Source organism: Paraburkholderia mimosarum LMG 23256 = NBRC 106338 (assembly GCF_000739815.1).
GTDB lineage: Bacteria > Pseudomonadota > Gammaproteobacteria > Burkholderiales > Burkholderiaceae > Paraburkholderia > Paraburkholderia mimosarum.
Window position 1 is genome coordinate 1 of the sequence record NZ_BBJJ01000306.1, and the last position, 768, is coordinate 768.

A 768-nucleotide genomic window follows, 5' to 3' on the forward strand; every position below is an offset into this window, starting at 1 on the left:
GGCTGCTGAAGTACCGGCGGCCACGTCATCGCGGAAGACCAATGAAGCGTTGATAGAAGGCCCCCACTTGCCCCCGAAGATCATGCGCGGCGCCGACACATTCACCGAGAGTTTATTTTCCATGCGCAAGCTGGACGACTTCGTTCCGAAGTCGCATCCGTTGCGTTCGATCCGTGTGATGGCGAACGAAGCACTGGCGAAGATGGATCGGTTGTTTGCCGGGATGTACGAGGCCGACATCAAGGGTGGGCGACCGAGCATCGCACCGGAGAAGTTGCTGCGAGCCATGCTGATCCAGATCCTCTACAGCATCCGCTCGGAGCGCCAACTGATGGAGCAGGTGCAATACAACCTGCTGTTTCGCTGGTTCATCGGGTTGAGCATGGATGACGAGGTCTGGGTGCCGACCGTTTTCACGAAGAACCGTGAACGTCTGATTAAGCATGATGCGGTGATCGAATTTTTCAATGAAGTAGTGGCGATCGCCGAGAAGAAGTGCCTACTCTCGGGCGAGCACTTCAGTGTGGACGGAACGCTGATCCAGGCGTGGGCGGGGCACAAGAGCTTCGTGCCCAAAGACAGTGACGATCAGGACAGCGAAGGTGGTGGTGGGGGCGACTTCAAGGGCGAGAAGCGTAGTAACGAGACGCATGAGTCCAAGACCGATCCCGATGCACGGCTCTATCGCAAAGGCAAGACGGCCAGCGAATTGCGTTACATGGGCCACACGCTGACCGACAATCGGCATGGCCTGGTGGTCAACGCGCG

General features: G+C 57.9%; 1 protein-coding gene. It reads left to right on the plus strand.

Translation table 11 applies throughout. The features are described 5' to 3' along the window. Positions 1 to 82: 82 nt before the first annotated feature. A partial coding sequence (locus BMI01S_RS37565) for an IS5 family transposase (protein WP_042293504.1) occupies positions 83 to 768 on the plus strand: 686 nt, incomplete at its 3' end.